This is a genomic window from Salinimonas marina (assembly GCF_015644725.1).
In the GTDB taxonomy this organism is placed as follows: Bacteria; Pseudomonadota; Gammaproteobacteria; order Enterobacterales; family Alteromonadaceae; genus Alteromonas.
In genome coordinates, this window is sequence record NZ_CP064795.1 from 2001547 (window position 1) to 2022385 (window position 20839).

Consider the following 20839-nt stretch of genomic DNA (forward strand, 5'->3'; position numbering starts at 1 on the left):
AGTGGCTAATCAGCAATGTCAGAATGACGTAGTCGGCTTAATTCCAGACGAGCATACCGATGTTCTACATAGTCATACACATTAGTGCTTAGTGCCAGCTTAAAATAATTGGCGGCCCGGCCTTTGTTACCTTGGCCATGTGGTATTTGCCCAGATAAAAATACGCTTCACATAAGCGCTCAGTTAATGTGCTTTGACTATTAACGCCTTCAAGCAGGCTACTGAGTAGCTTGTTTTCTGTTACCCGGCCCAAAAACAAGTCGATGATATTGGTCGCCCAGTGCTCATTGTCCAGTGCCGTACGCATGGTGCTCAACAGCTCTTGCGCACTCTGACGATCCTGCTGTGCTTCGGCAAAATACAACCATAGCACACGAAACGGATCGGTTTCGTCCAGCTCATAAAAGGTGGATAAATCCTGAGAGGCCAAATCGGCCCGGTCGCCATAATACAGCGCGATGCCCCGATTTAAAAAAGCAAAGTCGTATTCGGGGTCAATATCCAGGGTGGAATCAAATGCTTCATACGCCTGAATAAATTCCTTTTGCTGAATGAAATGAATGCCCATGGAATTGTACACCGGCGCCATGTCGGGCTTTATTTGCAATGCCCGGCTGAAATCGTACTGAGCCAGCCCCGGCAAACCCACACTGTCGTATAGCATGCCTCGTTGAAAATGCAGTTCCGCGCGTTCTTCATCGGTAAGCTTGGCCGCCGCAAGCATCTGATTGTAACGAGCGATGGCCAGTTGCGCCCGACCACTGACCGGTTTGGGTTCAGCTACAATCAGGTTGCCCATCTGCGGGGTGTCGTCAGGCTGCGTAGTTTGTGCGCAACCAGACATTATAATGGCGGCCAGAGTAAAAAGGATGAGACTTATGGTTTTGTGCATGTTAAAAAAGGCATCACTTAAATTAAGAAAAACAAAGACGCTTTACTCGGGCCGCGGTTCGTAGTTACCACTACCGACCACAACCAGCCGTAACGGCGAAGTCACGCGCCACCATCGCTTATTTGATGAAAAAAGTAAAGTCTATCTCCCCTGTTACAGGTACCGTATGGACAGTAAAAAAATACAACAACTTATGGATCTTGCCTACGCGGCACAGGCCAATGCGCATGCCCCATATTCCGGTTTTCATGTAGGTGCAGCCATTTTAAGCCACTCTGCCAATACCTATTCTGGTTGCAATGTTGAAAATGTCGCCTACCCGCTGGGTCAATGCGCCGAAGCTACCGCCATTGGCAATATGGTGTGCAGTGGCGACACGGCCATTGCGACTATCGTTATCGCCAGTCCGAATGACGAATTATGCTTCCCCTGCGGGGGCTGTCGCCAAAAAATCGCCGAGTTCGCCGACGAGCACACCCAGGTGGTGATGACCACCCGCCAGGGTAAGAGCCAGACTTTAACTATAGCTGAGCTTCTCCCCTATGCGTTCAAAAGCGATAAAGTCGCGGTTTAACTGCCCGTGAACCAGGCCAATCAGCTTGACTGACGGGCCTGCATGGCTGCTAGTTGCTCTTCAGTAGCTGGCAGCTGATATTTTTCTTTCCACTCGGCATACGGCATTTTATAGATAATCTCACGTGCCTGCTCGTAATCTAGCTCTTCGCCCCGCTTATTAGCTTCTGCCATATACCACTTGGACAGACAATTGCGGCAAAAGTCCGCCAGAATCATTAAATCGATATTCTGTACTTCTTTGTGCTCATCCAGATGTTCTAACAAACGGCGAAAGGCGGCAGCTTCGACTGCCTGTTGAGTTGCTTGGTTCATAATATGCTCCATAAAAAAAGGGGCACAAGGCCCCTTTTGGTGTTTGCTGATATCTGCGCCGTCTTAGCCGACAGCCAGATGTCAGGCCTTATTCGTTATTATCAGCTTTTGGTGCTGGTTTTTCCAACAACTCTTTGATGCTTAAACGAACACGGTTCTGACGGTCAATTTCCATCACTTTGACGTCCACCATCTGTCCTTCAGACAGATAGTCAGTGACTTTAGCCACACGCTCATGAGCGATTTGCGAAATGTGTACCAGACCTTCTTTACCTGGCAACACTTCCACAAAGGCACCAAAGTCAACGACGCGGGTTACTTTACCGTGGTAAGTTTTGCCCACTTCGATTTCAGCTGTGACCTGCTCAATGCGGCTGATAGCAATATCAGCTTTGGCACGCTCGGTTGCAAAAATCTTGATAGTACCGTCATCTTCAATTTCGATGTTGGTATCTGACTCTTCAGTAATCTGACGAATCATGGCGCCGCCTTTACCAATTACGTCGCGGATTTTATCCTGATCAACTTTCATGGTGTAAATACGTGGCGCGTATTCGCTCAGTTCTTCACGGTGACCTGAAATGGCTTCATCCATCACATTCAGAATGTGAAGACGTGCTTCCTTGGCTTGTTTAAGCGCAATCTGCATGATTTCTTTGGTGATACCTTCAATCTTGATATCCATCTGCAGTGCAGTGATACCATTGGTAGTACCTGCCACTTTAAAGTCCATATCGCCCAGGTGATCTTCATCACCCAGAATGTCAGACAGAACTACAAAGTTGTCATCGCTTTTCACCAGACCCATCGCAATACCAGCGACTGAAGCTTTAATGGGCACGCCGGCATCCATCAATGCCAGTGAGGTACCACATACAGAAGCCATCGACGATGAACCGTTTGACTCGGTAATTTCAGAAACCACACGAACCACATACGGGAATTCTTCTTCGCTAGGCATTACCGCCTGGATACCACGTTTAGCCAGTCGACCATGGCCAATCTCACGACGTTTTGGTGAACCGATCATGCCGGTTTCGCCAACGCAATAAGGAGGGAAGTTATAGTGCAGCATGAAACGGCTATCACGACGACCCTGCAGCTCATCAATCATCTGTGCGTCACGTTCTGTACCCAGTGTCGCAGCAACAATCGCCTGTGTTTCACCACGGGTGAACAGCGCTGAACCGTGGGTCCGTGGCAAAATACCAGTGGCGACATCCAGGGCCCGAATCATTGCCGGGTCACGACCATCGATACGAGGTTCGCCAGAAAGAATCCGTGAACGAACCACATCACTTTCCAGTTCGTGCAGCAGATCCAGAACTTCTTTCTGGTCCTGCTCTTCATCGGCGGCTACAATTTCGGCTACCGCTTTTTCATTAACTGCAGTGATAGCCTCTTTACGCGCCAGTTTATCAGAGATCTGGTACGCTTCGGTCATCCCTGCGTGCGCTGCTGCTTTTACTTTTTCTTTCAAAGAAGTATTTTCTGCAGGCGGCTGCCAGTCCCATGATGGTGTGGCTACTTCAGCAGCAAATTCTTTAACCGCAGAGACGACGGTCTGCAGCTGTTCATGGCCAAACATAACCGCACCCAGCATGACATCTTCAGAAAGCACATCGGCTTCTGATTCAACCATTAACACTGCGCCTTCGGTACCGGCAACAACCAGATCCAGTTCGCTTTCTTCCTGCTCAGAAGCACGGGTGTTCAGAATGTATTCGCCGTTGGTATAACCTACCCGCGCAGCACCGATAGGGCCGCTAAACGGGATACCTGAAATAGAAAGCGCCGCTGAGGTTCCGATCATTGACACGATGTCAGTTGGAATTTCAGGGTTTGCAGACATCACGGTTATAACAACCTGAACTTCGTTTTTGAAGCCTTCAGGAAAAAGTGGGCGGATCGGACGGTCGATAAGACGAGCTGTTAAGGTCTCGCCTTCAGAAGGACGACCTTCACGCTTGAAGAAACCGCCCGGAATTTTACCGGCCGCATAGGTTTTTTCCTGGTAATTAACCGTTAGCGGGAAGAAGCTTTGATCAGGCTTAGCTTCTTTTTTGCCAACTACGGTAACCAATACCGAAGTGTCATCCATGCTTGCCATTACAGCAGCGGTTGCCTGACGGGCAATAACACCAGTCTCTAGAGTGACAGTATGCTGACCATACTGAAATGATTTGGTAATAGGAGTCACTAGTTGTCCTTTAAATATCTGTCTATATATTTCGCTTTTAAACGCGGCGCATAGTATAGCTTTGAAACCCGGCCAATACCATTGTAAATGTATCCAGAGTCCGCGTTGCCCCGAATATTATGATACTGAACAGGTATTGAATATTGTCATTATGCAAAAGCCCGGCTAGCCAGTACATGCATAATAAGAGTGCTACCCTATCAGCCATTGGCAGTGGTGCCAAATTTTACTAAATAGTTAGCGCGGTAATTTTGCGGTCTTTGCCCCTGTGACCCCACTGGATTTACCCCAGCTGTACATATTTTCACCTAAAGCTGATCATTTATCGTATACTTAACAGAGCATTGGGATTACCCCGGGGAGAAGGACGATGCTGATATTACGATTAGATAAAGCCGGCCAACCACAGGATTGGGTCAATCCTGAGCAGGCCGCGCGATTATATTGTCAGCAAAAAGTGTTATTTGAACTGGGCCAGCACCACCGGGTCTTACATGGAGGCTGGAACCGGCTGGGACAACAGAGTCTTTTAAGGCTATCTACGATTATCGCCTGTGATGGCAAAGTAACGGATATGTCGGGAAAAGTCGCGTTGACGAATCGGTATCTGTTTCGTCGGGATAATTGTCTTTGCTTATATTGTGGTCAGAAGTTTTCGCCGTCGGTGCTCACCAAAGATCATATTGTACCGCGTTCTCGAGGCGGTCAGGATCGCTGGACCAATGTGGCTACCGCCTGCCAGCGCTGCAACCATTTTAAAGGGGCCCGGACCCCGGAAGAAGCCAATATGCCCTTACTGGCGGTGCCATTTCGGCCCAATGTCTACGAGCGGTTTTATTTAATGAATCGCCGCATTCTGGCCGACCAGATGCGGTTTTTAAGCAGCCATTTTTCCCAGCGCCGTGACTGGGAAATCGCGGTTTAGTCCTCTATAAGGTGTGGCTCGCGGCCTTCCTTCAGCTCGGCCAGAGCCCGGTGCCACAGATTCATCCAGTCAGCCGAAATCTTTTGCTGCAAATCATGGGCCTCCGCAGTAGGACAAAACAGCTCTACGGTAATCACAATATGGGCCATCTCATTGGTTCCCACGCCGATGGTCGGGTCAATATGGATAAACTCCACTTCCAGATGACGTTCAATTAAGCCTTTATACCGCTCGGCAACATCACGGTAAAATTCACAATGGGCTTTGGCCCGGGCAATGAAGGCCGGTAACAGACTATAAGGATTAACCTGAGGTTCGCAGGTAATGCTAAAGGTATGCAGATTATAACGACGCAAAAAGTTTAAATTGCGTACACTTTGGGTGACCAACTGGCTATTCGGTACATAAACGTGCTTACCGGTGTAGGAATAGGTTTCAGGATCCACCTCTAGCAACGCGGTTTTCGCCCAGTCCATTTCGACCACCTCGCCGACAGCCTGATTCATTTGCACCCAGTCGCCCACCCGAAAAGGCTTGGCGCCCAGATAATAAATGAACCCCAGAAAACACTGAATAAACTCACGCATGGCGATTACAATTGCCACCATAAAGGCAGCGATTGAAATAGCCAGACTCTGAATTTCAGAGCTCCACACCATCACCAACAGAATAAACAAGCAGCCATTGCTGATTTGTTCCAGCAGATTAAGGGTGTGACGACCGTCTTCGCCTTTGCGTTTACTGCGATGACGAATCAACCACAGCGTAAACCGCTGTAGCGACAAAAAAAGCACCACTATGACAGCAGAGGTCAGTAGCTTATACTCCGCGGCAAACGAAATTATGTTCTGCCAAAGCTGTTGAAAATCGTACGGCAAGCCTGCTCTCCTGTGGCCGGTAACAAGTTTTTGATACACATAAAAAAACACCGGGCACAATGCCCGGTGTTTATTATGACGAAAGCCGCTTCGGCTAACAATGCAGACCAGTTAATTTCTGATCTGACCTTCACCATTAACCAGATATTTTTCCGCAGTCAGCGACTCCAGACCCATAGGTCCATAGGCATGCAATTTGGTCGTTGCTATGCCGATTTCAGCGCCAAGGCCAAGCTGACTTCCGTCGGAGAAGCGTGAAGAGGCGTTAACCATAACCACCGCAGCATCAACAGCCAGCTGAAAATGCTGTGCAGTTTTCTCATCCTTAGTACAGATGACTTCGGTGTGGTTACTGCCAAATACCGCAATGTGGTCCAGCGCCCCGTCAAAATCATCCACCACGCGGATGGCGATTTCAAGGCCCAGGTACTCTTCACCATACTGGTCTTCACCGATAACATCAGCATCCTCAAAATACTGACTGCCTTTTTCGTTCACGTGTACTTTAACACTGTGTTCTTTAAAGGCTTCGGCGACCTTTGGCAAAAAATCAGCGGCAACAGCCTGATGCACGACCAGACCTTCCAGGGCATTACATACACCGGTACGCTGTGTCTTTCCATTTAGCAGTATCTGCAGCGCTTCGTCCAGATCGGCGTGCTGATCAACATACAGATGACATACGCCTTTGAAATGCTGAATAACCGGCACCTTGGAGTTTTCGGTCACATAATTGATAAGACCTTCACCACCACGGGGGATGATCACATCAATATAATCACGTTGTTCCATCAATTCCTGCATCAGTGAACGATCAGGATTAGGCACCACGGTAATCAAGGCTTTGGGCAGATCGTGTTTTTCCAGCACATCCTGCAGTAACTCGGCAATCGCCAGACTTGAATCCAGCGCCTCTTTACCGCCACGCAGAATTACGCCATTCCCCGATTTAAAGCACAACGCCCCGGCATCGGCCGTAACATTTGGACGTGCTTCATAAATCATGCATACCACGCCTAAGGGAATACGCATCTTACGAATTTTAATACCATTTGGTCTGGTACCAAATTCGCGGGTTGAACCCACAGGATCATCCAGTTCAATAATCGTCTCAATACCTGCGGCCATATCTTCGATCCGTGCATCATCCAGGATCAGCCGGTCGATAAGCGCGGCATCCAGATTATTGTCTTTGGCCCGGCCGACTTCTTTTTCGTTAACGGCTTTAATTTTGTCTTTGTTAGAGCGAATCGCCTGCGCCATATCCTTTAGTACAGCATTTTTGGATGCGGTATCTAATACTGCCAGTTTCTGGGCGGCTTTTTTCGCGTCTTGTGCTAACTGTGTAATTAAACTCATTCATTCTCCAAATTTGCTAAATGCTGATTCGAAATAATAGGACCGGTTTTCTCTTCAAACTCGGTCGCGAACTCTTCGTTTTCCTGTTTAGCGATAAAGTTCAGCAGACAACTGCTGTAGTTGGATCTGGCTTTAACCAGTTTTGTGCCATCCACTTTTCGAACCAAAATAGTATCACCTACCGAGAACTCACCTTTCACATCAATAATTTCGCTACTGGTAAGCTCATCGGTGCTATCCGAAAGAGAGGCATCAAAACGACTTTCGACAATCACCTCGCCTTGGGCATTAGAGGTATGCCTCATCCAGTGCACATTCTCTTTCATAGGCACTTCGTGCGCCTGGAAGTGAGTGCCCGGATTTTTGCCATCCAACAGCATATTGAACGACAGTTCGGTAAAGCCATTGATGATAAAAGTATCGATGCCATGGGACACTGCTTTTTCTGCGGCCTCAATCTTGGTCCGCATACCGCCGGTACCCACACCGTCTTTTGCAGCACCACCGGCCATGGCATAGATACTTTCGTCAATATTTTCCACCCATGACAATAACTTCGCATCATCATTTTCATGGGGTTTTTGTCGTACAATCCATCGATATCGGAACAAATAATCAGCGCATCAGCATCAGCAGCGGCAGCCACCATCGCTGATAAATTATCGTTGTCACCGACTTTAAGCTTGTCCGTCGTCACCGTATCGTTTTCGTTTACAATGGGTAAAATATTGTTGTCCAGCAGACTGAACAGAGTGTCACGAATACTGACATAACGTTCACGATCACGCAGGTCCGCGTGGGTCAGCAAAATCTGCGCAGAGTGAAAGTCAAACAACTTATCCCAGGTAGAAATCATTTCTGTCTGACCGGCAGCCGCCATTGCTTTTTTAATCGCGATATCAGGCGTATCCGTATCCTGTTCAGTAAATTGATGCGACCCCGCCGCCACTGAACCTGAAGAAACCAAGACCACCTGGATACCTTCTGCCCGGCATTTAACGATGAACTGCGCAATGCTCAGTAGATAATGGCTACTGCACCCTTGTCTGTTGGGTGCGATCAGGGCACTTCCTACCTTAATTACAATACGTTTCCAATTTGCACGATTCATAGTATTAATCACCTTAAAACTGTTGTTCCGCAAGTTCCTGACTGGTTTGTAAGCTATTGGTGCCGAAACACCCTGGCTGGAGCTTTAAACGACCTGCATCGATGATGCTGGCCATAGCTCCGGCAAACCCCGGAGTTAATTGATAAATAGTCATGCCTGATCTGTACTCATCATTCCTGTAACAGGTCTTAACCCGTAGTGAGACACCATAGATTTCAACAACCAGGTGAATCCCACACTTTGCGTCAGGTGGTTTTTATACCCCTTTAGTTGCGCAAATGGATTAATTTTAAGACCAACAGAAATTGTCTGTACGCCTGACAATAAAAATATAAATGCCGCCCACCATAACGCTGTTACGTCAGCTTTTGGCTTTAATAAACACCGTGTATCTCCCTGCCTGGGCATACAAATCCACTGTGTTTGGTAGTGTTGTGATGAGACGCTAACATGGACATAAGAAGCCGTTGTGTTCAACGCTGTCGATGTTGTCTTTAGAAGAAGGTGGCCACTGGTATTACAGTCACCGGGTAGAGGATTCACCTTACGCTGCCCCACGTCCGTAGATTACTGCGTTTTGATTGCATATTCCCAACCAAGAGAAAAAGTGTACAGGCGCACACAAGATCATCAGCAGCAGTGATAAGTGGTTTAGCATAATGTAGAAATTGTCTCCTCTATCGCTTAAAAGACTGGCAGAAAATTGCGGCTGCCGGTTAATTTGAGCTCTAACTATATCAGTGAAAATACTGCTATTGCAAATCGGAAATGTTTTTATCTCTAACTAAAAAGCAAATAAGTTCGCACGCCATATTTACGAAATACACACATACTATGTAGACCATCACTACGCTGAAACCCTGTCACAGCAAAGAATGTGGTCAACAATGATAAGATTTTATAAATGTAAATTTTTTGTGCATTTTTGCATCAGGCTTTTAGTTAACTGCAATAATATTCATTTCAATTGAATGGTATATTTTCGTCATCGCCACCGTATTATGGTATTTAGCAACTTTTCTGTAGCGGAAACAGAGGCATCACTCATGCCCTGTTTTTGAATAATCTGACGCATTTCTGACAGGGTTTCTGTACGGGGCCTGGTATCTTCCACCAGCGCCACCAGTTGCGGATGTAAATAGTATTGGCGACACACTGCTGGCGTATTACCCAGCATAGAGGCCACATGTGAGGTCAGTGTTGCCGGCCATGTGCGACGTTTGTTTTCCTGAATTTTTGCTTCCACATCGGGCAGCGAAAAAAGTCCGAAGCGACTGGCGCCCCAGGTGCGAAAGTCCTTGCAGGAAAATTCATCGCCCATATGGGAGTGAATAAAGCTATTCACATCATCTGAGTCGATGTCCTGCCAGTGGCCCGGCGACGCTTCGTAGCGAAACAACGCATAGCCTCGTGCTTCGGCGCTTTGGGCGACCAACTTGGACAATTCCGGATTGTCAATTTCTACCTCGCGGGTTTGTTATGTTTTCCAACAAACGAAAGGCGAGCGTGGCCGTCTTCGGTATCTACATGTTTACGCCGTAAGGTGGTCAGCCCATACGTGTTATTCTGGCTGGTATACTGGCGATTGCCCGCACGCAAGCCCGTGTGGTCTAACAGTAAACAGACCAGCGCCAGGGTTTTTTCTTCACGCCAGCGGGTGTTATCAACCTGCTCCCAGCAGTAGCGGCGAAACTCAGGTAAGGCTTGGCCAAAATCCGATAAGCGTGAGAATTTTGCGGCTTGCTGACGTTTGTGCCAAAGCTCATGATAAATATACTGTTTACGGCCTTTGGCGTCGTAGCCCGTGGCCTGCAGATCGGCCTTTGCATCCTTCGCTATTCGCACATCCTGCCATACTGGGGGGATCCCCAATTTATCCAGACGCTTAATGACCCGTTGCGAGGTCACTTTGTTGCCGGTCGGGTAAAAATAACAAAAGCCTTTGCCTCTTTTGACCCGACGTATTTCCAATTGTGCTGTGCTCATAAAAATATATCATTCATAAAATAGTTCTACCCATCCTGGTGCCACCGGATGACAATATCGGCCATACGCAGGCCGAAGGTATAAGCCCTGGCGATGGTATCGGTTGCTGCAAAAGGCGAAAAAATCACCTCACTGGCGGCCATATCATCCCCTAGCCAAATCATGTCATTACGGGTACAAAACAAAGATAGCTCAAGCAGTTGATTTATATTCCCGGCGTGCAGTTTATTATGAGTGTAAGCGGTGGCCAGTTGATTCTTCATAACCCCTGAAAAGATCTGACCCGCTGGAGCATAGTATTGTTTATCCACCAGCCTGAAACCTGAGCTTTGGGTGCAACATGCACTGAATATTACCCCGGCAAAAGGTCTGAGAAAGTCCTGGTTGTGTTGCAGGCAGGGTAAGCTGATAACCTCACTTTCAAGCTGCCTGTCTCGAATAGCCCGACATAGTGCCATCACCGTAGGGTCAGGCGTGGTCTTAAAATTTTCACAGATTATTGCCAGTGAGGGTTGCATATTACCACTCCAGGTCAGGTGGTATTGGCAAGCAATCGATGACACCTACTTTCTTGCCAATTACCTCTACAAGTCATACTTGTTTACTAGCAAAGACTTTGCCACACAATGATTCCCTAAGGGCAAGTGCCGGAGCCCAAAGGGATGGCATGCAGGCAGGCCTTGACAGGGAAGATGAGACGCTTTTACGACAAAGGAATATTTTCAATGTAAATGGCTATATCCACGTAAAATCTACGCAAGTGTCCGATTTTTTGCATCAAAAATAACTATAAGATATGATAAATATGTTAAATACTTCACTATTTTCAATATGTTGAAAAAAAGGGTACAAGTCTTGAATCAGCTTTTGACAAACCAACCCAATGGCAAACCTGACCGATAACTGACAACGGATTTATGTGAGTCGTTCAGGGTTGCCACAACAGTGGTGAGAACATGCACGAACATTCAAAAATTGATGAGATGCGCGAGGCTATTATGGCTTCTCAGCAGACCCAGATCGCGGCAGTGTTTGAATCCGAACAGGATGCCCACGAATCCGTAAAAGTATTAACCAGCAAAGGCAAACTGGACGCCAAACAAATTGTGGTGATCGACCCCCAGGATCATGACTTCAGCCGCAAAATTGAAGATGACAGCGAAAAGCTGGGTAAACATATGTGGTACTCACACCTGTGGCTGGGTGCGGGGGCTTGTTGCTGGGATTAGGGGTGGCCTGGTTATTGGTAAGTTTTGGCCCGGCTCTTACGCAAAACAATCCGCTGTTCACTTATATTGCAATGATAAGTCCAGGCATCTTTATCGGGCTATTTATTGCAGGGTTAATCAGCCTTCGTCCGGATCGCAGTGAGGTTATTGATACGGTACGTCATGCTATCCGACGCAAACACTTTGCGGTGATAGTGAATCTAAAGCAGAGTCAGTCTCCAGCCCGCATCAGCGAACTTCTAGGCCAACGTAGTCACAAAGTGGTCGAAGCAGTCGCCTGAGCTCATAGCAGCCTTTCTCATATTGAACAAAAGAAGGCCAGCATTGCTGACCTTTGGTGTTGTTACCATTCGATTTCTGTTTTGTCCCGGAAGAACTTACCATTGGGGCCGTCCTCTTCCTGCAAGCCCAACCACACGGCTGTTTCTGCCCCCTCTTCTGGCGACTTCGGCGCGTCTCGTCCGCCCATTCGGGTATGGACCCAGCCCGGGCACATGCTGTTTATCTGCACATTTTTGTCATCATCAATGCTGTTAGCAAGGTTCAGCGTGAGCGCATTAAGGGCCGCTTTACTTACTGCATAAGCCAGGGGGCCTTCCATACCTTCATGAAACGAACCCCAACCCGAAGACATGTTGATAATGCGCCCATAATTGCGTTCCAGCATACCGGGTAATAGTTGTTTAATCAGCGTAAAAGCCCCATTCACATGCACCTGCATCGAGTGTTTTATTTTGCTTACATCCAAGTCCTGCCAATCAGCATCATCCATCACCCCGGCATTATTTACCAGCACATCAATACGGCCGTAGACTGCCTCGGCTCGCACGATGGTGTCCTCGACCTGCTGGTCATTAGACAGATCCATTTCGATAACCTGAACATCGGCGCCCACTATATCTTCAATCGCTTGCTCGCCGTCTTCTTCGTTCCGACACCCCAGCAACACTTTGCATCCTTCTTTTGCAAAGCCACGAACGATTTCCAGTCCGATACCGCGGTTTCCTCCAGTTACAAATACAATGGGGGTCATAATAACTCCTGTGTTAGATATTAGTTCGACACCTGTTTAGGCGACAGTCGTGTCTGACAAATTTTGTACACATACATGCACAATGGAAAAAGCAAACCCCAGACCACTGCCAGTATAATCAGGGTGAAAATCAGCGAATTAGGAAAGTCTACTGCGCCAAAGCGCGCACCTGCCCAATAGCTAAGGGGTCCGAAGATCACGCCCAATAACGCAGAGATTCCGGGCCTGCCCTGTAAATAATTCAAACTATGGCCAAGGGTGAGCGAAAATCCAGCCCACAGTGCTACCAGCCATAAAGGAATAGGTACCCCGTAGACCGGTCCTGAAAAAGCAAACATACCGGTGAGGGTTAACGCACTGTCTACCAAAGTGCCTAGCGCGACAACCAGCAGCATACACACAGCGTCGAGCCGGGGCTGACTGGTCATCAGAAAAAAAACCACCAGCAATACGGCTAGTGCCCACCAGAATTGATACTGCGTAAAAATAGCCAGCACCCAGATAGATTGAAACCAGACAAAATTAACAAGCTTATTTAGGGTGTTACGATTCATTGGCAAATTTTCTGCATAGGGTTCTTATAAGATAATACATACTTATCCGATTTGGTGAACAAATAAGGCTGTTCTGGCGTTTTAGTAAAGATTGTTACGCAAATACCTTGAACCGGTTCAGAAATACAAACCGGACAGATGCAATTTGAAGGAGGGTAAAAGCCCGTGAAAATGGTTAAGTACTACCTGTTAGGGATGTGTGTGGCATTCGCACTGGTGTTTTTTGTTCCCATTGTGGTGTTGCAGGTGTTATTACTGTGGATAGCCTTTTCTCTGGGTACCGTCAGCTTTGCCTATATCTGTAATTTCCCCTCTTTGTTTCGTAAACGCGAAGATGGCTCCATCCCCTTTTATGTGCGCTGGTTGTTTGTGCCCTTTTTACTGGGTACCGGAGCTTATAATCATTTTGCCCGTAAATATGACAAAGTGCCTGCCATCCAGAAGATTGATGATGATTTGTTCCTGGCCTGTCGTTTGGGTGGCAGTGATATTGAGCAGATGAAGCGCGATGGCGTCACCGCCATTTTGGACGTCACTGCCGAGTTTGATGGCTTGGACTGGACCGCCTACAAACTGGATTTGGCCTATTTAAATATACCGGTACTGGATCATACCAGCCCCACCGAAGACCAGTTGCATACTGCGATTAACTGGATAGACCAGCAAATCCACAGTGGCCGCAAGGTTGTGGTGCACTGCGCGTTGGGCCGGGGTCGTTCGGTACTTACCATGGCGGCTTACTTGTTGGCACGAGATGACACCTTATCGGTCATCAACGCGCTCAATAAAATTCAATCAATCCGGTCCACTGCCCGTCTCAATAAGCGCCAGTTAAAGTCGTTACGTAAAATCAAACAGGGCGGCCGGTTAAAACTGCGTAAGACGTTAACACTCATCGCTAACCCGGTAGCGGGCGGCGGTAAGTGGTCCCAGGAAAAAGATGAAATTCTGGCTCAACTTAATCCTTATTTTCAGGTTACTGTGGTTGAAACCACCAAAGATACCAGTGGCACTGAGTTAGCTGAACAGGCCATTAGCCAGGGCAGCAATATCCTGGTGGCCTGTGGTGGCGATGGCACAATTACCGAGGTGGCGCATGCCTGTGTCAATACCGATGTGGTGCTGGGGATTATTCCGCTGGGTACGGCCAATGCGCTCAGCCATGCAGTACACGGTTATTATTCAAAACTGGTGCCCATCAATCATGCCTGTGAGGTTATTGTGGAAGGTCATACGATGACCATGGATACCGCACGGTGTAATGGTCAACTTATGCTGATGGTGGCCGCCATGGGCTTTGAAGAGCAAATGATTTCTTCTGCTGGTCGTTCCCAGAAAAACGAAGGCGGCCAGTTTGCCTATTTGCGCGGGCTATGGCAGGCCATCAGTAAAAATGACATTATTTCGCTCTCCGTAACCTTTGATGATAATTCCCCCCAAACCATCGACACCCCGTCGTTTGTCATTGCCAATGCCGCGCCGGTCACCACTGCGCTGGCCCAGGGCGGTGAGGAGCCTGATATGACCGATGGTAAACTGGATGTGACCTGGTTAGAGCCCAATGATGATGTGGATGAGCACTTGTTTTCCCTGGCTGAGCTGGTTTTTTCTGATGCCAAGAGCAAAAAACAATCCTCCCGGATTCGTCATCAACAGGTCAGTAGCATTCGCATTAAACAACCGGAAAAAAGTGATTACGCCTTAGATGGTGAAATCTATAACAGCGAAGAAATTTTAATTGAAGTGGACCCAGCGAGTCTGAAAGTATTTTCATACGCCCCGGTGATAAAAGAAAAAGCAGAAAGCTGATCAAAGCACAACGAGTGAAGGTACACAGAATAAGTTTTTAATTTATCCAGGTGTTTTAACATGCCCAAAGAAATTAATTTTGACGAGTTTGATCAGTGGATTTCAGCGCGTAACAGCGAGCAGGAGGAGTATCTGCAAGCGACCCGGGAAATCGCCCGGGATGTTATTGATGTTTACAACGAAAATCAGGATTATCAACAGTACGATGTTCTGCGTCGGTTAAGCTTGCCTGAACGTATCATCCACTTTTCAGTGACCTGGCTAAATGATAACAATGATGTTGAAATCAATCAGGGCTGGCGGGTTCAGCACAGTGGTCTGATCGGCCCCTACAAAGGTGGCTTACGATTTCACCCCACGGTTAATGAGTCCATCCTCAAATTTCTGGCCTTTGAGCAAAGCTTTAAAAATGCACTGACCGGCATGCCGATTGGTGGTGCAAAAGGCGGTGCAGATTTTGATCCCCGCAATCGGTCCGAGGCCGAGATCATGCGTTTTTGTCAGGCATTTATGACGGAGCTGCAACATCATATTGGTCCTAATACCGATGTGCCTGCCGGTGATATCAATGTAGGGGCTCGGGAAATCGGGTTTTTATATGGACAATATCGGCGTATTCACAATCGCTTTAGTGGCACCCTGACCGGCAAGGGATTGAGCTTTGGTGGCAGTCATGTGCGTACCGAAGCGACCGGCTTCGGACTCATTTATATGCTGCGGGCGGTGCTTGAACATCACAACCACAAAATTGATGGCCTGACCGTGGGGGTATCTGGCGCTGGCAACGTGGCGATGCACGCGGCGCTACGGGCGATTCAATTAGGCGCAAAGGTCGTCAGTCTGTCAAATAGCCGCGGCTGTCTTCAATACAGTAAAGGATTTAGTGAAAACGACATCAGGTGGGCCATCGACCACAAGCCTGAAAATAAAAATGTGCTGACCGCCTTACAGGAAAAAATTGGCGGGGACTGGCATGCAGATAAAAAGCCCTGGCATTTGAAAATGGATATCGCCCTGCCCTGTGGTACTCAAAATGAACTGGATGAAGAGGATGCTCAGGCATTAACAAACAATGGGGTAAAATACGTATTAGAAGGCGCCAATATGCCTTGTACCGATGCCGCCCGCGAACATTTTGAAGACCAGGAGATTCTGTTTGTACCAGGCAAAGCGGCCAATGCCGGGGGCGTCGCCATTTCGGGGCTGGAGATGTCGCAAAATGCGAATTTTCAGCGCGACTCGTATAATGAAATTGATGACACGCTGCAGGACATTATGCAATCCATCCACGCCAAGATGGTGGAAAACGGTACCCGTGACGGCAAGGTAAATTATGCCCGTGGCGCCAATATTGCCGGTTTCAGACGACTGGCAGATGCCATGGTGGCCCAGGGTATTTAATATCAAAATTGCACAACCGGTAAGTAAATACTACTTTACTTACCGGACCTCACGCCCTTCCCGGGTGCTTGGTTAAAACTAACTCATTGCTAATCATAGACTTTATTGCATATAGGCCAAGTGGAATGAATCTCGCATTAACTGGTTAAAGCATTAACAGGAGTAGCGAATGAAGATTTTTGAAGCGCTTAAAGAAGATCACGAAAAACAACGATCGCTATTGAAGATTCTGGCTGAAACCAGTGGCGATACCCCTGCTCGTGAAGATTACTTTTCCCAACTTAAAACTCAGCTCGAAAGTCATGCGGTCGCTGAGGAGAGACATTTTTATTCCCCCTTATGGAGTCGGATAAAGCCATTGAATTATCCCGCCATGGTATCGCTGAGCATCATGAAATTGATGAACTAATTGAGAAGCTGGAAGCAACCGATATGAGCTCTCCCGGTTGGCTGACGCATCTCAAGAGTCTGCAGGAAAAAGTGGAACATCACCTGGCAGACGAAGAGCAGGAGTTTTTTTCGGTAGCCGAAGAGGTTTTAAGTCACGGTGATCTTAAAAAGCTGGCTACCGATTACCGGGAAGAAATGCGAAAGGAACTCGAAAAACACTAATAAAGAGGTTTTTTTGAGGAATTTACCATGGTTTACTGGGTTATTCTGTTTATAACACTGATCGTTATTGTTGCGTTTTTCAGTTTTGGTGGGCTGACAGGAACCCTATCTGCTATTGCACAATTATTTATCAGTATTTTTACGGTATTGTTGGTGTTCTCACTCATTGCAGCAATATTAAAAGGCAATAAGCGGCGGTAAATGAAATTAAAATTATATCCACAAGTTTTAGACACCCGGCTCGGTACGTGGTGGGAAGGGATAAGCACCAGTTACTGGTTTGTGCCGGTGTGCATGATGCTGATGTCCTTTTGCTTTTACTGGGCCAGTATCACCAGCGTTACCTATGAAAGCGTTGAATACTTTGTAAATAACCACCTTCCCGATGTATCCCGCGATGGCGCCCATCAGATTCTAACCACGATTGCCTCGGCCATTATTACCGCCACCAGTATCGCATTCTCCATGACCATAGTGGCACTGACCATGGCCTCCTCACAGTTCGGGCCCAGATTATTACGTACTTTTATGTATGACAAAGGCACGCAGATTGTGCTGGGTTTATTAGTCTCCACCTTTCTGTTTTGTCTGTTTGCATTGTATAAAGTCAGCAATGACGCTCCCCAGCCAGCCAGTCTTAGCCTGTTGAGCGGACTGGCCGTAGGGCTGGCCACCATTAATACCTTCGCCATTATCTTTTTTATACACCATATCGCCCGTTTTATTCAGGCTGATGAAGTCATCTACCGGTGTTATCGCGACTGTATGCACGATATCGAGGAACACCTTCCGCAACATCGCCAGCAAGATAATATTGCGGCTATCCCGGAACAGCTTATTGAAGACTCGGTCTACCAGATCGCTTTGTACTTCGAGCAGGCTGGTTATGTACAGACCATCAATATTACCGAGCTTTTACAAGCATCAGTGCCAGGCATGCAGGGGCTGGATGTCCATGTTCGTCCCGGTGATTATGTACTGCCTGACACACCGGTGGTAACCATACACAGCCGCTATAATCATCCGGTCACAGAGTTAGATGGTTTGTTGGTTTTTATTGTACTGGGCTCCAGACGCACCCCGGTTCAGGATCCTGAGTTTACGGTCGGCCAGCTGGTTGAACTGGGGGTGAGAGCGCTATCGCCTGGTATCAACGACCCCATGACCGCCATCTCTTGTCTGGATAAGCTGACTGCTTGCTGCCTGACTATGAGTAAGCGCGATTTTCCAGCCGCCTGTATTACCCACAAGAATAATGAAATTTGGCTGAAGCGTCGCACCTTTAGTCTGCAGGGTATTATCGAAATGGCGTTCAACCAAATTCGGCAGGCAGGCCGAAGTCATATGGCCGTGGGTTTACATATCCTGACTTGTTTAAAACAATTGCACCAGCATCTTCCTGACGCGGCTAAACCCTTAGCCATAGAACAGGCTCACGCAACGTATGAGTTGGTCATGAGTACGTCACAGAGTCAGGCCGACAAAAATGACCTGGAAATTGCTTTCACGTCTTTTCGAAACACATGACGCGAGCCGACTGTATAACTGCTGATGGCAGTGACGGATTTGCCCTGTTACCACGAATGTCACCCTATGTTTATCGAAACGATATTTGTTCAGATACGTGAAAGGTTTCAGGTAGAAAGAATAGCTGGAAGTGACAGATGTAAAATTACGGGCAGAAGGCAGAGATGGAAAATTACAGGCAGAAGCCACAGATAAAAAGCTACAGGCAGAAAAACACATTAGAAGACGTGCATGGGAAAGAAAGGTTTTCTCCCCAAGAGGGGCACGGACAATCTGACAAAGACTGCCCGTTACAACGGCTTACTTGTTAGCGAGTAACAATAATATATACCGCGTGAATGATACCTGGAATATAGCCCAGTAGGGTCAGCACTACATTAATCCAGAACTGCACGCCGATACCAACCTGCAGGAATACTCCTAAAGGGGGTAGCAAAATAGAAAGAATGATTCTGATAATATCCATGACGTTCTCCTAGTTAATGTTCAAGTCACTATACATGTAGCAAGGACTCTGCCAGCCTATTTGCGCTACCCGATTAAACTAGGACAATGAAAATTGTTGACCCGGTTTCGCCATAACTTATCGATTTGGCGCCGCCCGTGCACAGCGACTTTGCCTATCGTATTGTGCCCAGCGCGCTCCCACACAAACCGCTCCGCCTTCCGAACCACACTGTATCCAATTGATTTTGTTGTTATTTTTTATCTCTTTAGGGGGGTAACACTACCTGCTTATTGGCGAAGATGCCAACCTGATAATATTCGCTCGAGGATACAGAACCGCTAAATGGTGAGTGAGGCCTGCTCACAAAAATGAATTTTTTTATTCTCCAAACAGACGGGTCCCGGGACCGGCAGCCGTTCTGGGCACTCAGATAAGCTTAAAGGTGTGTAATAGTGAGGTATTATGGCGCAGAGAGTGTAACAACTACACCGGGGATTTATCTGGGTAAGCGCTGCCTCGCTTCAGCGTTACCATCCATTAGCGGATGATTGCCAGGTACTCTTCAAAACCTGTCTGACACGATGTGGGATCCACACTCAGCGTTTACAAAGAGCCTGACCAGGAACAATAGACACAAAAAAACCGGCATTCGCCGGTTTTTTAAATTGGTGCGGAAAGCGGGACTTGAACCCGCACGAGCTATGCTCACCACCCCCTCAAGATGGCGTGTCTACCAATTCCACCACTTCCGCAAAATCTTAGTTAGGCGTATCGCCTTTTTCCTGACCGTCGCTGCTTACCGGGATGTCACTGTTAACAGGAACATCGGTATTCCCCGGTACAGTTTGCTCATCAATAGATTGTTCTGCTGGCTGCTGGGCTGGAACACTGGCTTCACTCCCAGAGGTCAGATCACTCCAGCTGTCCGTTGCTTTTTCACGATTTGCGGTAAGGTTACCCAAAATCAGACTGATCAGAAAAAACAGGGTAGCCAAAATACCTGTGGTGCGAGTCATAAAGTTACCTGAACCTGATGAACCGAACATTGTATTTGAACCACCTGAACCAAAAGAGGCTCCCATATCGGCACCTTTACCCTGCTGGATGAGTACAAACCCAACCAAAACCAGAGCAACTATCAGGTACGCTACCAAAAGTACTTCGTAAACCATAACTTCCTCGTCAAATTGCCGCCTGGCAAATTGCAATAAAATCTTCTGTTTTGAGGCTAGCGCCTCCAATCAACCCGCCATCAATATCGGGTTGGGCAAAAAGTTGAGCAGCATTATCCGGCTTTACACTACCGCCGTAAAGTACTCTGGTCTTTTCAGCCAAAGATTTTTCTTTACCGGCTAATGTTTCACGAATAAATGCGTGAACTTCCTGGGCCTGCTCGGGGCTGGCGGTTTTCCCGGTACCAATTGCCCAGATGGGCTCATAGGCAATGACACACTTACTTACCTGTTCGGTCGTGAGAACGTCGAAAACCGCGGCAAGCTGTGCGCCTACAAAGTCATTAACCTTGTTCTGTTCGCGGATGCTTAGCGACTCACCGACACAGATGATCGGCACCAGCTTGTTATCCAATGCTTTTAAGGCTTTATCAGCAACCAGCTCATTGCTTTCACCATGGTTTTCACGGCGCTCTGAGTGCCCGACAATAACGTAACGGGCGCCTAGTTCGGTAAGCATCGTACCTGACATATCGCCGGTATGCGCCCCATTATCCTGAGCACTGAGATCCTGTCCACCAGTGTCGAAGGTTTCTGCTACAAAAAAAGAAAGATATCCTGAAGGAGGACAAACCACCACATCCACTTCTTTAAACGAATGCGTGTTCAGCGTATCAGAGAAACTTTCTACCAATGAACGTGAACCATTCATCTTCCAGTTTCCAGCGACCATCGGTGTTCTTTTTATCATATGCTCAGACCTTACCTGTCTTAAAAGCGGGCGAGATATTACCGAGTCCCGCCCTAATATACAA

Annotated in this window: 21 protein-coding genes, 1 tRNA gene and 3 pseudogenes; 9 read left to right on the forward strand and 16 right to left on the reverse strand. The window is 47.6% G+C overall.

Annotated features, from left to right (window positions below; translation table 11 throughout):
* Nucleotides 1-5: 5 nt before the first annotated feature.
* A pseudogene (gene nlpI, locus IT774_RS08780) lies at nt 6-892 on the reverse strand (lipoprotein NlpI).
* A gap of 166 nt (nt 893-1058) precedes the next feature.
* On the opposite strand from nlpI, the gene IT774_RS08785 reads away from it, so the two are divergent.
* Nucleotides 1059-1466, forward strand: coding sequence for a cytidine deaminase (locus tag IT774_RS08785; protein WP_195809465.1), 408 nt, complete (start codon nt 1059-1061; stop codon nt 1464-1466).
* Nucleotides 1467-1486: 20 nt separating this feature from the next.
* Here the strand turns inward: IT774_RS08785 and IT774_RS08790 are convergent, their stop codons facing one another.
* Nucleotides 1487-1780, reverse strand: coding sequence for a DUF1244 domain-containing protein (locus tag IT774_RS08790; protein ID WP_195809466.1), 294 nt, complete (start codon nt 1778-1780; stop codon nt 1487-1489).
* An 88-nt stretch (nt 1781-1868) separates the two neighbouring features.
* Nucleotides 1869-3980, reverse strand: coding sequence for a polyribonucleotide nucleotidyltransferase (gene pnp, locus IT774_RS08795; protein WP_195809467.1), 2112 nt, complete (start codon nt 3978-3980; stop codon nt 1869-1871).
* A 370-nt stretch (nt 3981-4350) separates the two neighbouring features.
* On the opposite strand from pnp, the gene IT774_RS08800 reads away from it, so the two are divergent.
* Nucleotides 4351-4905, forward strand: a complete 555-nt coding sequence (locus IT774_RS08800; protein WP_195809468.1) for an HNH endonuclease — start codon at nt 4351-4353, stop codon at nt 4903-4905.
* On the opposite strand, the gene IT774_RS08805 is transcribed toward IT774_RS08800, so the two are convergent.
* The 7 genes and pseudogenes from IT774_RS08805 to IT774_RS08835 all read right to left on the reverse strand — a co-directional run bounded on the left by IT774_RS08805 (nt 4902) and on the right by IT774_RS08835 (nt 10757).
* Nucleotides 4902-5783, reverse strand: coding sequence for a mechanosensitive ion channel family protein (locus IT774_RS08805; RefSeq protein WP_195809469.1), 882 nt, complete (start codon nt 5781-5783; stop codon nt 4902-4904). The two genes, IT774_RS08800 and IT774_RS08805, sit on opposite strands and share 4 nt — an antisense overlap.
* A gap of 111 nt (nt 5784-5894) precedes the next feature.
* Nucleotides 5895-7142, reverse strand: coding sequence for a glutamate-5-semialdehyde dehydrogenase (locus tag IT774_RS08810; RefSeq protein ID WP_195809470.1), 1248 nt, complete (start codon nt 7140-7142; stop codon nt 5895-5897).
* A pseudogene (proB, locus tag IT774_RS08815) lies at nt 7139-8253 on the reverse strand (glutamate 5-kinase). The gene IT774_RS08810 and the pseudogene proB overlap by 4 nt, the downstream one beginning before the upstream one ends.
* A gap of 13 nt (nt 8254-8266) precedes the next feature.
* Nucleotides 8267-8407: a hypothetical protein gene (locus IT774_RS08820; RefSeq protein WP_195809471.1), complete on the reverse strand. Its 141-nt coding sequence runs from the start codon at nt 8405-8407 to the stop codon at nt 8267-8269.
* Between the two features lie 831 nt (nt 8408-9238).
* The gene (locus IT774_RS17735; RefSeq protein WP_195809472.1) at nt 9239-9697 is read right to left on the reverse strand and encodes a hypothetical protein; all 459 of its coding nucleotides are present in this window, start codon (nt 9695-9697) and stop codon (nt 9239-9241) included.
* Nucleotides 9698-9714: 17 nt separating this feature from the next.
* Nucleotides 9715-10239 carry a DNA topoisomerase IB gene (locus IT774_RS17740; protein ID WP_195809473.1) on the reverse strand — a complete coding sequence of 175 codons (525 nt, stop codon included), beginning with the start codon at nt 10237-10239 and terminating at the stop codon, nt 9715-9717.
* Nucleotides 10240-10265: 26 nt separating this feature from the next.
* On the reverse strand, nt 10266-10757 hold the full coding sequence (locus IT774_RS08835) for a hypothetical protein (protein WP_195809474.1): 492 nt from the start codon (nt 10755-10757) through the stop codon (nt 10266-10268).
* A gap of 438 nt (nt 10758-11195) precedes the next feature.
* Between IT774_RS08835 and IT774_RS17415 the strand changes: the two genes are divergently transcribed.
* Together IT774_RS17415 and IT774_RS17420 are read left to right on the forward strand one after the other, a co-directional pair.
* Nucleotides 11196-11468, forward strand: coding sequence for a hypothetical protein (locus IT774_RS17415; RefSeq protein WP_232364935.1), 273 nt, complete (start codon nt 11196-11198; stop codon nt 11466-11468).
* A 2-nt stretch (nt 11469-11470) separates the two neighbouring features.
* The gene (locus IT774_RS17420; RefSeq protein WP_232364936.1) at nt 11471-11749 is read left to right on the forward strand and encodes a hypothetical protein; all 279 of its coding nucleotides are present in this window, start codon (nt 11471-11473) and stop codon (nt 11747-11749) included.
* Between the two features lie 62 nt (nt 11750-11811).
* Here the strand turns inward: IT774_RS17420 and IT774_RS08845 are convergent, their stop codons facing one another.
* Both IT774_RS08845 and IT774_RS08850 read right to left on the reverse strand, forming a co-directional pair.
* On the reverse strand, nt 11812-12501 hold the full coding sequence (locus IT774_RS08845) for an SDR family NAD(P)-dependent oxidoreductase (protein ID WP_195809475.1): 690 nt from the start codon (nt 12499-12501) through the stop codon (nt 11812-11814).
* Nucleotides 12502-12521: 20 nt separating this feature from the next.
* On the reverse strand, nt 12522-13055 hold the full coding sequence (locus IT774_RS08850; protein WP_195809476.1) for a DUF2878 domain-containing protein: 534 nt from the start codon (nt 13053-13055) through the stop codon (nt 12522-12524).
* Nucleotides 13056-13226: 171 nt separating this feature from the next.
* Between IT774_RS08850 and IT774_RS08855 the strand changes: the two genes are divergently transcribed.
* From IT774_RS08855 to IT774_RS08875, 5 genes and pseudogenes are all read left to right on the forward strand, one after another.
* Nucleotides 13227-14864: a diacylglycerol kinase family protein gene (locus tag IT774_RS08855; protein WP_408641212.1), complete on the forward strand. Its 1638-nt coding sequence runs from the start codon at nt 13227-13229 to the stop codon at nt 14862-14864.
* 60 nt (nt 14865-14924) lie between these two features.
* On the forward strand, nt 14925-16265 hold the full coding sequence (gdhA, locus tag IT774_RS08860; RefSeq protein ID WP_195809478.1) for an NADP-specific glutamate dehydrogenase: 1341 nt from the start codon (nt 14925-14927) through the stop codon (nt 16263-16265).
* Nucleotides 16266-16434: 169 nt separating this feature from the next.
* Nucleotides 16435-16877 (forward strand): annotated as a pseudogene (locus IT774_RS08865) (hemerythrin domain-containing protein).
* Nucleotides 16878-16904: 27 nt separating this feature from the next.
* Entirely contained in the window at nt 16905-17078 is a 174-nt protein-coding gene (locus IT774_RS08870; protein WP_195809479.1) for a DUF1328 domain-containing protein, read from the forward strand.
* A complete protein-coding gene (locus IT774_RS08875; protein WP_195809480.1) occupies nt 17079-18404 on the forward strand; it encodes a DUF2254 domain-containing protein in 1326 nt (441 codons plus the stop codon).
* Nucleotides 18405-18711: 307 nt separating this feature from the next.
* On the opposite strand, the gene IT774_RS08880 is transcribed toward IT774_RS08875, so the two are convergent.
* From IT774_RS08880 to tpiA, 4 genes are all read right to left on the reverse strand, one after another.
* Nucleotides 18712-18870, reverse strand: a complete 159-nt coding sequence (locus IT774_RS08880) for a YqaE/Pmp3 family membrane protein (protein ID WP_195809481.1) — start codon at nt 18868-18870, stop codon at nt 18712-18714.
* A gap of 648 nt (nt 18871-19518) precedes the next feature.
* Nucleotides 19519-19604, reverse strand: a tRNA-Leu gene (locus IT774_RS08885).
* A gap of 6 nt (nt 19605-19610) precedes the next feature.
* The gene (gene secG / locus IT774_RS08890) at nt 19611-20024 is read right to left on the reverse strand and encodes a preprotein translocase subunit SecG (RefSeq protein WP_195809482.1); all 414 of its coding nucleotides are present in this window, start codon (nt 20022-20024) and stop codon (nt 19611-19613) included.
* Between the two features lie 10 nt (nt 20025-20034).
* Nucleotides 20035-20775, reverse strand: coding sequence for a triose-phosphate isomerase (tpiA, locus tag IT774_RS08895; protein ID WP_195809483.1), 741 nt, complete (start codon nt 20773-20775; stop codon nt 20035-20037).
* Nucleotides 20776-20839: the final 64 nt, after the last annotated feature.